Consider the following 11,263-nt stretch of genomic DNA (forward strand, 5'->3'; position numbering starts at 1 on the left):
GCCTCAGCGAGGGGCCGGGGCCGGCCGGCTGAGGTTCTCGCCGCCGTGGCCGGTCAGGAAGTCCTCGACGTCATGTGCCACGTCGCGGCCGGCGGTGCGGCGTTCGTCGGCGTACGCCCGCATCATGCGCAGCAGTTCGACGTCGGTGCGGTCGGCGAGGCCGTTGATCCCGGCCAGCGGGATGCCGGTGAACACGCACTTGAGGACGGCGTGCCGGAAGGCGTGGTCGTCGAGGTGGCGGGCCGCGTAGCCCGGGGCGCCCGGGACGGTGCCGAGCGCGGCGGCGATCAGTCCTGGGTCGTTGGTGCGCAGCGCGTCGTGGACCAGGGGAAGCGCCGCGGCACCGAGCCTGCCGGAGCGGTCGAGGAGCGGCAGCGCGCGCAGTACTCCGCGCCGCTCGGCGGCGTCCCCGTGCAGGTACACCTCGGCGAGGCGAGCGGACAGTTCGCCGTCGCGCAGGGCCGGCGCGTCGAGGAGCAGCGCGCGGGCGGCGTCGTCCACGGTCCAGCCGTACGGCTCCGCCGCACCCGGCAGCAGGGCGCGCCCGCACCTGCGGCCCACGGCGGGAAAGAGTTCCGGCAGCGCGTCCGGGGCGGCGGCGAGGGTGTGCTGGGCTTCCCGGACCCAGCGGGCGGCGCCGCCGGGCAGGCGGTCCCACAGCGCGTCGACGGTGTCCGCGCCCTGTTCCGCGGCGCGCAGGAAGGCGAGCGAACGCCGGGCCGTGGAGGGGGCGGCATGGCTGTGCCGGGGCAGCTCGACGGAGACCAGGCCCCGGTACCCCGTCTCCAGGAGGGCCCCGAGGACGGGCGGGAAGTCGATCTCGCCGTGTCCGAACTCCAGGTGTTCGTGCGTACCGCGGCACATGTCCTCGATCTGCACGTGGACCAGATGGGGGGCGGCCCGTCGCACGCACGCGGGGACCGGCTGCGTTTCGAGGCAGCGGCAGTGTCCGATGTCGAGGGTGAGGCCGAGCGCGGGATGCTCGCCGAGCCGGGCACGGAGTTCGTCGAAGCGGTCCAGGGTGTCGACGAACATCCCCGGCTCCGGTTCGAAGCCCAGGCGTACGCCGTGCCGTGCGGCTTCGTCGGCGAGGGTCTCCACAGCGGTGACGAGGTGGTTCCAGGCGCTGTCGTCGTCGATCCCGGGCGGCCGGATCCCGCTCCAGAGCGAGACCACGGGCAGTTCCAGCCGGGCGGCGATGCGAACGGCGCGGAGCAGAAGGTCGACCCGGACCTCACGGCCGTCGTCGAAGAAGGTGGGGTGGTGCTTGTTCCAGGGGTCCAGGAGGTAGCGGCCACCGGTCTCCACGACCGCGTCCAGGTCGAGGGTGTCGAGCCGGCGGCGCAGGTGGGCGAGCCGCCCGTCCAGATCGTCGGCGAACGGGTCGAGGTGGCGGCGGTCCAGGGTGAGGGAGATGCCGCCGTATCCGAGACCGGCCACCACGTCGAGCGCCTCGTCGAGGGTGTGGTCGCCGAATCCGTTGGTTCCGTATGCGAACGTCAGAGCGCGTCGGCTCATGTCGGGGAGACCTTTCGACCAAGGCGCCGGGCGGGCGGATAGGCGGCGAGCAGGGCCAGTCCGGTTCCGCTGCGGCCGGCGGCAGCCAGGAGTGCGCACTGGAGGGGCACCATCGCGTGGATCTGCGCGGCGACCGCTCGGCGCACCCGGTACGGGGTGGGCTTCCGCAGGGCGGCGAGCGACCCCGCCCCCGCGGCGGAGAGGAATCCGAGGGCGAGCGCTCCGGCGATGATCCGGTCTCGCCGTCCGGCGTCCTCGGCCGCCAGGCAGATGCCGGCGGTGACGGCCGCCGTGGCGCCGAGGGATCGCAGGGCCGCGTCCCGGACGGGCCGCCCGGACACGTCGTCCGTGCCGTGGCCTGGGCTGTCGGAGGCGGTGGTGCCGTGGGACCTTTCGATCCTGCCCTCGAGGGCGATGCCTCCGGCCTCGACGACCACGGCTCCGATCGTTCCCTCCCCCGCGCACGTCCCGTACGCGGCCTCGTGGCGGCTCAGTGTGGTCACCGCGGCCGTGTGCACTCCGCTCAGCAGGGCTGTCGGCAGGGCGGTGGTCAGACGTCCGGGCCCGGCGCCGCGCAGGACGTCGAGGGCGCGGGCCGCGGCCATCACGAGAGGCCCAGCGGTCGGGCTCTCCTTGGCGAGGATGTCGTAGGTCCAGATCGCGGCCGTGAGGGGCACGGCCGTGCACAGGCCACGGCGTCCCTCTGCCAGCGCCGTGAGACCGAGGCCCGCCGCGGTGAGGGCGACGGCGGTCGTGAGGGCGGCGGCGGGGCTGACCGCGCCGGACGGCACGGGTCGGTCCGGCCGTTCGCGCGCGTCCACCTCCCGGTCGACGTAGTCGTTGAGGGCCATGCCGCCCCAGTAGAGGCACAGGGACGAGGCGACCGGACCCAGATGGCGGGGGCCCACCGGTGTCCCCCCTGCTGCCGCGCCGGCGAGGATGTCCCCGGGCACGGTGAGGCCGGCGGGCAGGCGCGTCAGCCGTGCGTAGGCTGCGAGGCGTCGGCGCGCGGTCACCGGGCCGCCCGGGGCAGTCCGTGCGCCCAGCCGACCAGTTCCTCGAACTGCCGGTCCAGGGCGTGCTCGTCACTGGCGACGGGGTCCTTGAAATAGAAGCCCAGTTCGCGTACGGGCCCGCTCTCCCCGGCCCGGTGGGCCAGCGCCATGAAGCGCGCCAGGTCCAGGACCAGGGGGGCGGCGAGCGCGGAGTCACAACCCTGCCAGGTGAACTGGAGGGTCATGCGGGCGCCCAGGAAGCCCTCGAAGGTGATGTGGTCCCAGGCGGTCTTCCACTCCCCGAGGTCGGGCAGTTCGTGGATGTGGACGCCTCCTTCCACGGGGGTGCCCAACTGCTCCCGCAGCAGTCGGTCCTTGGACCGGATCTTGGCCGCGGCCCGCCTGGGGTCGGCAAGTGCGGCGCCGTCCCCGCCGCCCAGCAGATTGGTGCCGGACCAGCTGCGGACGGTCAGCGCGCGCCGCGCGAACATCGGTGCGAGGACCGATTTGACGAGCGTCTCACCTGTCTTGCCGTCACTTCCCGCGTAGGGCAGACCGTGGTCCCGGAAGAGCTGGTCGAGCGCGGGCAGGCGGGCCCCGGTGGAGGGGGTGAAGTCGACGAACGGGCATCCGGCGCGCAGTGCGGCGACGGCGTACCGGGAACTGGCCGGCAGCACACCGGCGTCCTCGGGACGGCCCAGAGCCGCGGTGAGCAGGCGGGCGGAGGCGTGCGCCGGATGCGGGGGCACCGGTGCTTCCGTGGAGGAGACGTTGACGACGACCACGTTGTCGGCGCCCGTGCGTCCACGGAAGTTGGCGATGTCGGCTGCGAGGGCGTCGATCGCTTCGTCCGCGGTGCCCGCCGGGTGACCGGTGTCGGTGAGGCCGGGCCGGATCTCGGCGTCGGCCACCTGCAGTTCGGACCGGACCAGGTCGGGCAGGTCGTGCGGCACGACGCCGTCCGCAGCGAGCCGTTCGACACGTTTGACGAGTCCGACGGTGGCCGGATCGTGTCCGCCGAAGACGAGGTCGTCGAACGCCGGCAGCGGCAGGTCCCGGAAGGCGGCGAGCTCGCTGACCACCCCCACCGGGGCAAGGACGCCGGCGCGGACGGCCGCCGCGCCGGCCACGGTGCTCGCCGCGACCGAGCCACGTCCGCCCACCAGCCAGATTCCCGTGCGCATGGTTCCTCTCCCAGGATTCTCAGGGCTGCTGCGGATAGGGGAAGGACTGGAAGTCCCGGTCCAATTGCGTGACACCGCGCGGCAGCCAGTGGGCCGCGAGCCGGCGCACCGTCCGGGGCGGCAAAGCCTCGTTGACGTGCTCCAGGTCCGGATCGGCTGTCAACTGGACGGCGCACGCGAAGGCGTTGAGGGGCGCCAAGTGCTCCCAGCGGTGGCTGTCGATGCCGAGGAACATCATGGCCCGCATGACGACGTGCCAGACGGGATAGCCGCCGGGGGGCTTGCCGGTCATGACGTGCAGGCCCTCGGTGCGCGGGTCGTAGAGCATGCCCTGCGCGAACTGGGCGAAGGCGCGCACCAGTCGGGGGTCGCCCGGGCGGTAGACGGAGTCGAACACGGCCAGCTGGACCCGCGACATGACCTCCAGCGGGCCCCGGGCCGGTGTCACGAACTCGGTGAAGTCGCGCCGGTAGGTGTCCTTGGTGGCCATCCGGCGCCAGGTGTTGAGCAGCGTGTTGTCCCAGCCGCCGCCGTAGAGGGCGACGAGCGCATAGTAGGCGTCCTTGAACTCCTGGCTGGGGTGGTAGAGCGTGGCCTGGTCGAGCAGGTACCACACCTCGTTGGCGCGGCGGTCGCCCAGCATGCCCGGTATCTCCGGCAGCCCGGGGTCGGCAGGACCCGCGTGCGCCGCTCCGGCACCGCCCACCGCGAGCGCGGCACCGGCTGTCAGCGCGGCGGACGCCCTCAGGAGCTCGCGCCGGCCGGGGCGGGCCGTCATCAGCTGACCCCTTCGGGGTACGGGTAGGACTGGAAGTCCTGGTCGAGCCGACGGACGTCCTTGACCAGCCAGGTGGCGGCGAGCCGGCGCACGGTGGGGCGCGGCATCGGCGGGTTCACCTTGTCCTGTGCGGGCCTGCCCGTGCTCTGCAGCGCCCAGGCGAAGGACAGGGCGGGTGCGAGCCGTTCCCAGCGCCTGCGGTCGATGCCCAGGAGCATCATGGCGCGCATGTAGGCGTACCAGGTGTGATAACCGGGCGGCGGCATGGTGGGGGTTCCGTTCATGGTGTGCACCAGGAACGGGGCGTGCCCGCGCGGGTCGTACAGCACTCCCTCACCGAACCAGCCGAAAGCCTGGACGAGTTGGTGGTGACGGCGGCCGTAGAACCGGTCCATCACACCGAGCTGGGTGCGCGAGAGCACTTCGAGGGGCTGCCGGATCGGCTCCATGAACTCGGCGTAGGTGTGCGGGTAGCCGGGCTGCGCGACCAGTTCGAGCCACTTGTCGCGCATGCCGCGCTCGATGTTGCCGACGTACGCCTTGATGGCCGCGTAGGCGTCCTTCACCTCCTGCGCGGCGTTGTAGAGGGTCGTCTCGTCCATCTGGTACCAGAACTCGTTCGCCCTGCGGTCTCCGCTCATGCCGGGGACCTCGGGGAAGTCGTCGTGGCCCGCGGCGGCCGCGGCGGGGTGTGCCGCGGCCGTACCGGTGGCCACGGCTGCGGCTGCTCCGAGCGAGATCTTCAGGACCTGTCGTCGGTCGACGTGATACGACACTGGGCCGTCCTCCTCCTGGCTGCGGCTTCGTTGCTCCGGAGGCTAGGAGGAGGGGCTATACGGCGGTCTGTCGTTGTGCTGTGCGGGTTTCTATACGTCTGCTACGCGTCTGCTCCCGACTCCACGAGCGCCGCCTCGACGTCGTAGTGGTGGATCCAGGACGTGTCCTCCACGACCTGGCGCAGACCGTCGGGAGCGCCGGGCCGTACCTTCTGCGAGCCGCCGCCGCGGGCGCCGAGTTGGACACGGGTGGTGTGCTGCCGGCGGAACTCCTCGTAGCGGCGCAGGCTTTCGGGTGTGCCGTCGAGGAAGTGGGCGAGTGCCGCCGCGTCCTCCAGCGCCTGTCCGGCTCCCTGGCCGTGGTGCGGAAGCATGGGGTGGGCGGCGTCGCCCAGGAGGGTCAGGCGGCCGTGGCCCCAGCGGGGCAGCGGTTCGCGGTCGTGGAGCGTCCAGCGGCCCGGTGTCCCGGACGCGGCGACGAGTGCCGTCACGTCCTCGTGCCAGCCGTCGAAGGCCGCGGCCAGTTCCGCGGGGTCGCCCTGGCCGGTCCAGGACTCCTCGTCCGGGGTGCCGGCCGCCGGGAGGAGGGCGACGTAGCTGAACTGGCGTCCGGCGTCGACGGGGACCACGAGCAGCCGCACCACCCGTCCCACCCACATGTACATGGTGTCGGGGGCCAGTCCCGGTACCCGGGCGGCGGGTACCAGGCCGCGCAGCGCGCTCGCGCCGGACAGAACGACGTCCTCCGCCCCGGCCACGGTCCGGCGCACCGTGGAGTGCGCGCCGTCGGCACCCACCAGCAGGTCGGCGGAGGTCTCGTGCCCGTCGGCGAACCGGAGCCGCACACCGTCGTCACCGGTGTCGCAGGACACCAGATGCGCGCCCAGGCGGACGGCGGCGGCGGGCACCCGGTCCGCGAGCAGGGTGTGCAGGTCGCCGCGGAGCACGGTGAGGTGCGGGGCGCCGTACTCCTTCTCCCAGGTGTCGCCCATGGGGCGGCGGGTGAGGACGCGGCCGTCCTGTGTGCGCACCTCCAGGGCCTCGGGACGGACGGCGGCCGTGCGCAGCGCCTCCTCCAGGCCGAGGCGGAACAGGATGCGGGTGGCATTGGGAGCGAGGTGCATCCCGACGCCCGCTTCACGCAGTCGGGGTTCCCGTTCGTAGACGTCCACCCGCAGGCCGGCGCGCAGGAGGGCGCCGGCGGCGGCGAGGCCGCCGATTCCGGCTCCGACGACGGCAACTCGGGGGGCGGACGGGTTGTGGTTCGGCATGACGGTCCCTTCGGATGTGCGGGTGAGTGGCCTCACCCGCCTCCGCAGGCGGGTGAGTTCACCGCTGACCGGCCGACACCAGTCCCGTCTCGTAGGCGACGATGACCAGTTGGGCCCGGTCGCGGCTGTCGAGTTTGGTCAGCAGATGACTGACGTGCGTCTTGACGGTGGGCACGCTCAGCCTGAGGCGGGCGGCGATCTCCGAGTTGGTCAGCCCTCTGGCGACCAGGGTGAGCACTTCCCGTTCGCGGTCCGTGATCCCGGCCCGCTCCAGGGCGCGAGCAGGTGGCCGTGGTTCGCGCTCGGGGCCGCGGGCGAACTCCTCGATCAGCCGCCGGGTCACGGAGGGCGCCAGGAGCCCCTCTCCGGAGGCGACCAGTCGCACCCCGGTGAGCAGGTCGCCGGGCGGGGTGTCCTTGAGGAGGAAACCGCTGGCACCGGCGCGCAGCGCGGAGTACACGTACGCGTCCAGATCGAACATGGTCAGGATCAGGACCCGCACCCCGGCGGTGCCGGTGGCGCCGCAGATGTGACGGGTGGCCTCGATGCCGTCCATCTCGGGCATGCGGACGTCCATGAGGACGACGTCGGGGTGCTCACGCCCCGCCGCCTCCACGGCCTCGCGCCCGGTGGCGGCCTCCCCCACCACCGTCAGGCCCGGTTCGTTGTCGATGAGGACCCGGAAGCTGCCCCGCAGCAGGGCCTGGTCGTCGGCCACGAGCACGCGCACGTCGTCGCTCACCGAGCCGCTCCCCGCACGAGCCCGGCGGAGTCGAGGGGCAGCCGTGCCAGGACCGCGAAGCCGCCTTCCGGGCGCGGACCGGCCGTGAACTCCCCGTCGTAGACGGCGATCCGCTCACGCATGCCGATCAGGCCGTGGCCGCGACCGGGGCCGTCCTGCGAGGTGCTGCCGCGACGGGCGGGGCCGCCGTCGTCGGTCACGTCGATCGTCACGTGCCGTTCGTCTCTGGTGATCACGACACGGCAGTCTGCCGGAGCCGCGTGCTTGACCGCATTGGTCAGGGCTTCCTGGACGATACGGAAGACCGTCAGCCCGAGTGCCTCCGGAAGGTCGCCCAGGTCGGGGGCTTCCAGGCTGACGCGCAGCCCGGCGTCGGAGGCGCTGCGGACCAGTCCGGCGAGCCCGGCGGTGCCGGGTACGGGGCTGAGGTCGGCGTCCGTGAGGGCACCGGTGTGCTCCGAGCGCAGGACGTCGAGCAGATGGCGCATCTCGTGCAGGGCGGCCCGGCTGGTGGCCTCGATGACCCGCAACGCGTCGCCGGCCTCCTCGGGACGCGTGCCGACCACATGGTTGGCCACCGCCGCCTTGACGGCGATGATCCCGATGCTGTGCGCGACGACGTCGTGCAGCTCCCGGGCGATCCGCATGCGTTCCTCCGTGACGGCATGCTCCGCCAGCTCACGGGCCGCGTGCTCCGCGTAGGCCCGGCGTTCGCGGACCGCGGTGCCCAGCGCCCAGGAGCCCGCCATCGACACCCAGCCGAGGACGATCAGCCCGGGGCCCTGCAACCACCAGTAGGTGTAAGGGCTTCGGGGCTCGGTGGCGATCATGCCGCCGAGGCCGATGAGCGCGGCCGCCGCGACCGGCAACCGGCGTGGCGTACGGCCGGTCAGGGCCACCGGGTAGAGCGCGAACGCCACGGCGAGGAACGGGTCCGTGACGACACCGAGGGCCACCGCCGCGAGCGAGGTGAACACGGTGACCGCAAACACCGGCAGCGGCCACAGCCGGCGGACCGCCACGGGCGCTCCGGTGGCGGCGATCAGCACGTCGGCGCCCCAGCCCGTCGGTCCGTCGTCGGGCATCGCCGGAGTGTGCCGCAGAACCAGCAGGAAGGACACGTAGGCAAGTGCGGCGAGGCAGTCGAGGGCGACGAGCTGCGCCGGGGTCAGCCGTCGTCCGAACGGCGGCCGGACCGTGGGGTGATCCATCGTCCGACCCTAACCGCGGGCCGGGGCCGCGGGCTTCGTGCGCGGGGATGACAGCCTGCGGGAGGAGGAGCCCGCCCCGCACCCGGCGTGTCGGGCCGATCCGGCGCCCGTCGGCCGCCGGTTCACTCCACACGCGAGAACCTCCGGGTCGCGACGGCCAGGGCGAGCACCGCGAGCACGGTGATCAGCCCGGTCTCCACCGACACGGGCGGGGTCCAGCCCCACCAGTCGGGGCTTGCCGCCCGGTTGCCCATGGCCGCGGCCCCCTCGCCCGGCATGGTGCGCCGCAGCGCGTCCACGGCGTAGGTGAGGGGATTGAGCCGAACCGCCGCCCCGAGCCAACCGGGCAGTCCGTCGGCCGGGAACATCGCGCCGGACAGGAAGAACAGCGGCATCATGCAGAGGCTCACGGCCACCTGGAAGGTCTCGGGTCGCCGGATGCACACGGCCGCCGTGACCCCGAGTGCCGTGAACGCGAAGGACACCAGCACGACCTGCAGCAGCACCAGCAGAAGACCCGGGCGGTACGGCACCCCGGCGACGGGTCCCAGAAGCAGGATCAGCACGCCGTAGACCGCGCCGGAGGTGGCGCCGCCCAGGCAGGTGCCGACGAGGATGGCGCTGCGGCGCACCGGGGCGACCAGCATCTGCCGCAGGAAGCCGGACCGCCGGTCCCACACGATGGACGCGCCGACGGCGATGGCGGGGGCCTGCACCGACATGAGAACCACACCGGGGAAGAGGAAGGCGCGGAAGTCCCGCAGACTGTCCTCGGAAAGGGCGGAGTTCAGCCCGGTGCCGAGGATCAGCAGGAACATCAGCGGTGTCACCATGCCCATGGCGATGCGCAGCTTGTTGCGGCCGAAGCGGATGGTCTCCCGGCGCCACAGCACCCTGATGGTGCGCAGGTCGCGGGTGAGAGCGCGGTCGCGTCCCGCGGCCCAGGCGGCGGGGCCGGGCGGGCCGGCTTTCGTGGTCGGCGGACCGTGCACGTCGGTCTGTGCCATGGCTATCTCCTCGGCCCGAAAGCGGGCTGCTGGGGACCGTCGGCCTCGCGGATGGTGCGGCCGGTGTAGTGCAGGAACACGTCGTCGAGAGTCGGCGGGGTCACAGTCACCGCGTGGACGGGCACGGTGAGCTCGGCGCAGAGGCGGGGTACGAAGCCCGCGCCGTCCGGGGTGCGCAGCCGGACACCGTCGGAGCCGGCCTCCGCCTCGATCCCGAACCTGTCGCGCACGGCACGGGCGGCCTCGTCGTCGTCCCCGGTGCGCAGGACCACCAGGTCGGCGCCGACGACCCCCTTCAGCCCGGCGGGCGTACCCTCCACCACCAGCTGGCCCCGGTCCATGATCGCCATCCGGTCGCAGTGCTCGGCTTCCTCCAGATGGTGCGTGGTGAGGAAGACGGTGATCTCCTGCTCGGCGCGCAACCGGTGCAGGTGCTCCCAGATGGCCACCCGGGTCTGGGGGTCCAGGCCGGTGGTCGGCTCGTCCAGGAAGAGCACCCGGGGCGTGTGCAGCAGGCCGCGGGCGATCTCCAGCCGGCGCCGCATGCCGCCCGAGTACGTGCGCACGGGCGAGTCCTTGCGCGGCGTCAGCTCGACGAGGTCGAGGAGTTCGGCGATGGTGCGGCGGGCCAGGGTCCGGGGCATGCCGAACAGGTCCGCCTGGAAGCGGAGGTTCTCCTCGGCCGTCAGTTCGCCGTCCAGGGTGGACTCCTGGAAGACCAGCCCGATGCCGCGGCGTACGGCGGCGGGCTCACGGGTGATGTCGTGCCCGGCGACCTCGGCCCGTCCGGCGGAGGGCCGGATCAGGGTGGAGAGCATGCCGATGGTGGTGCTCTTGCCCGCCCCGTTGGGGCCCAGGAAGCCGTAGGTCTGGCCGGCGGCCACGGAGAGATCCAGGTCGACGACGGCCTCGTGGGTGCCGTAGGTCTTGCGCAACCCCTCCACGAGAACCGCGGTCCGGCCGCTCATCGGGGCTGCTCCGTGGCGGGGTGGCGGACGCTGATCATGGCACGGAACAGTCCGGTGTCCTCGGGCTCGCCGACCGGCCGCCCCTCCGCCTCGACCCAGGCGTGGGCGCGGAACGGCCGGGTGCGCACGCCGGTGCACCAGTCGGGCCACGTACCGTGCAGCCGGCACAGCAGAACGGTGGCGATGGACCGCTCCAGGCAGCCCTGTCCGGCGCACCAGGCGCTCACCGACACCACGGAGGTGCGGGCGTCGAGGGTCTGGGCGGCGGTGGCGGGCCGGGAACCCCGGGAAACGGTCCGCAGGACCCGGCGCAGCCGGCGCGGCGGCACCTTGGCGAGCAAGTGGGCCAGGCCCACCGCGCAGCGGGCGGTGAGATGCCGGTGCCAGCTGATCCGGCCGGACCGTTCGGAGACAACGGGCATGCTCATGAGCTCACCACCAGTTTCGCCTTGAGCAGCGACGCCAGCAGGGCGCGGACGTCGGTGCGGGCGCGCCCGAGGTCCTCCGAGCGGCCCGCGGCGAGCGACTCGGCGGCCCGGTCGGGCGAGTTGCCGTCGAGAAGCAGCCGGAGCGTGGTCGCGCCGGAACGGTTGAGCTGGAAGTAGCGGCCGGTGCGCTGGTCGAGGAGGACGACACCGTCGTCGACGTCGGTGGCGATCACTTCTGGTTCCAGGGTGTAGGTCATCGGCGTCCTTGGGTGGAGGTCGCGGCGAGCGGGGCGACGGCGCTCGGTGAGCGCAGCCAGGTCTCGCACGCGAGGGTGTTCTCGAAGGGGCCGAGCGCGCGGGTGTCGGGGGTGGGCCGGTACAGCGC

The 11,263-nt window shown here is 73.1% G+C and carries 12 protein-coding genes; all 12 read right to left on the reverse strand.

Going from position 1 to position 11,263, the window contains the following annotated elements; all coding sequences use genetic code 11:
- Positions 1-3 precede the first annotated feature (3 nt).
- Complete coding sequence (locus EHS43_RS25025) at positions 4-1,518, reverse strand: EboA domain-containing protein (RefSeq protein ID WP_185806394.1); 1,515 nt, start codon at positions 1,516-1,518, stop codon at positions 4-6.
- Positions 1,515-2,534, reverse strand: coding sequence for an SCO3242 family prenyltransferase (locus tag EHS43_RS25030; RefSeq protein ID WP_125193011.1), 1,020 nt, complete (start codon positions 2,532-2,534; stop codon positions 1,515-1,517). Before EHS43_RS25030 ends, EHS43_RS25025 begins: the two co-directional genes overlap by 4 nt.
- Positions 2,531-3,697, reverse strand: coding sequence for an inositol-3-phosphate synthase (locus EHS43_RS25035; RefSeq protein ID WP_125193012.1), 1,167 nt, complete (start codon positions 3,695-3,697; stop codon positions 2,531-2,533). The genes EHS43_RS25030 and EHS43_RS25035 overlap by 4 nt, the downstream gene beginning before the upstream one ends.
- A gap of 19 nt (positions 3,698-3,716) precedes the next feature.
- A complete protein-coding gene (locus EHS43_RS25040) occupies positions 3,717-4,475 on the reverse strand; it encodes a hypothetical protein (RefSeq protein WP_221740758.1) in 759 nt (252 codons plus the stop codon).
- Positions 4,475-5,251, reverse strand: a complete 777-nt coding sequence (locus tag EHS43_RS25045; protein ID WP_125193014.1) for a twin-arginine translocation signal domain-containing protein — start codon at positions 5,249-5,251, stop codon at positions 4,475-4,477. The genes EHS43_RS25040 and EHS43_RS25045 overlap by 1 nt, the downstream gene beginning before the upstream one ends.
- A gap of 101 nt (positions 5,252-5,352) precedes the next feature.
- Positions 5,353-6,522 carry an FAD-dependent monooxygenase gene (locus EHS43_RS25050; RefSeq protein WP_125193015.1) on the reverse strand — a complete coding sequence of 390 codons (1,170 nt, stop codon included), beginning with the start codon at positions 6,520-6,522 and terminating at the stop codon, positions 5,353-5,355.
- Between the two features lie 58 nt (positions 6,523-6,580).
- The gene (locus EHS43_RS25055; protein WP_125193016.1) at positions 6,581-7,264 is read right to left on the reverse strand and encodes a response regulator transcription factor; all 684 of its coding nucleotides are present in this window, start codon (positions 7,262-7,264) and stop codon (positions 6,581-6,583) included.
- Positions 7,261-8,475, reverse strand: a complete 1,215-nt coding sequence (locus EHS43_RS25060; RefSeq protein WP_125193017.1) for a sensor histidine kinase — start codon at positions 8,473-8,475, stop codon at positions 7,261-7,263. Before EHS43_RS25060 ends, EHS43_RS25055 begins: the two co-directional genes overlap by 4 nt.
- A gap of 122 nt (positions 8,476-8,597) precedes the next feature.
- Positions 8,598-9,482, reverse strand: coding sequence for an ABC transporter permease (locus EHS43_RS25065; protein ID WP_125193018.1), 885 nt, complete (start codon positions 9,480-9,482; stop codon positions 8,598-8,600).
- A 2-nt stretch (positions 9,483-9,484) separates the two neighbouring features.
- Positions 9,485-10,450: an ATP-binding cassette domain-containing protein gene (locus EHS43_RS25070; protein ID WP_125193019.1), complete on the reverse strand. Its 966-nt coding sequence runs from the start codon at positions 10,448-10,450 to the stop codon at positions 9,485-9,487.
- On the reverse strand, positions 10,447-10,878 hold the full coding sequence (locus EHS43_RS25075) for a lasso peptide biosynthesis B2 protein (protein ID WP_125193020.1): 432 nt from the start codon (positions 10,876-10,878) through the stop codon (positions 10,447-10,449). The genes EHS43_RS25070 and EHS43_RS25075 overlap by 4 nt, the downstream gene beginning before the upstream one ends.
- Positions 10,875-11,135, reverse strand: a complete 261-nt coding sequence (locus EHS43_RS25080) for a lasso peptide biosynthesis PqqD family chaperone (protein ID WP_125193021.1) — start codon at positions 11,133-11,135, stop codon at positions 10,875-10,877. The genes EHS43_RS25075 and EHS43_RS25080 overlap by 4 nt, the downstream gene beginning before the upstream one ends.
- Positions 11,136-11,263: the final 128 nt, after the last annotated feature.

The sequence above is a fragment of the Streptomyces sp. RP5T genome (assembly GCF_003933965.1).
Taxonomy (GTDB): Bacteria; Actinomycetota; Actinomycetes; order Streptomycetales; family Streptomycetaceae; genus Streptomyces.

Excerpts from the sequence above, each read along its gene's own strand:
- EHS43_RS25075 (WP_125193020.1), bottom strand. The coding sequence starts at position 10,878 with ATGAGCATGCCCGTTGTCTCCGAACGGTCCGGCCGGATCAGCTGGCAC.
- EHS43_RS25035 (WP_125193012.1), bottom strand. The coding sequence starts at position 3,697 with ATGCGCACGGGAATCTGGCTGGTGGGCGGACGTGGCTCGGTCGCGGCG.
- EHS43_RS25070 (WP_125193019.1), bottom strand. The coding sequence starts at position 10,450 with ATGAGCGGCCGGACCGCGGTTCTCGTGGAGGGGTTGCGCAAGACCTAC.
- EHS43_RS25025 (WP_185806394.1), bottom strand. The coding sequence starts at position 1,518 with ATGAGCCGACGCGCTCTGACGTTCGCATACGGAACCAACGGATTCGGC.
- EHS43_RS25065 (WP_125193018.1), bottom strand. The coding sequence starts at position 9,482 with ATGGCACAGACCGACGTGCACGGTCCGCCGACCACGAAAGCCGGCCCG.
- EHS43_RS25060 (WP_125193017.1), bottom strand. The coding sequence starts at position 8,475 with ATGGATCACCCCACGGTCCGGCCGCCGTTCGGACGACGGCTGACCCCG.
- EHS43_RS25040 (WP_221740758.1), bottom strand. The coding sequence starts at position 4,475 with ATGACGGCCCGCCCCGGCCGGCGCGAGCTCCTGAGGGCGTCCGCCGCG.
- EHS43_RS25080 (WP_125193021.1), bottom strand. The coding sequence starts at position 11,135 with ATGACCTACACCCTGGAACCAGAAGTGATCGCCACCGACGTCGACGAC.
- EHS43_RS25050 (WP_125193015.1), bottom strand. The coding sequence starts at position 6,522 with ATGCCGAACCACAACCCGTCCGCCCCCCGAGTTGCCGTCGTCGGAGCC.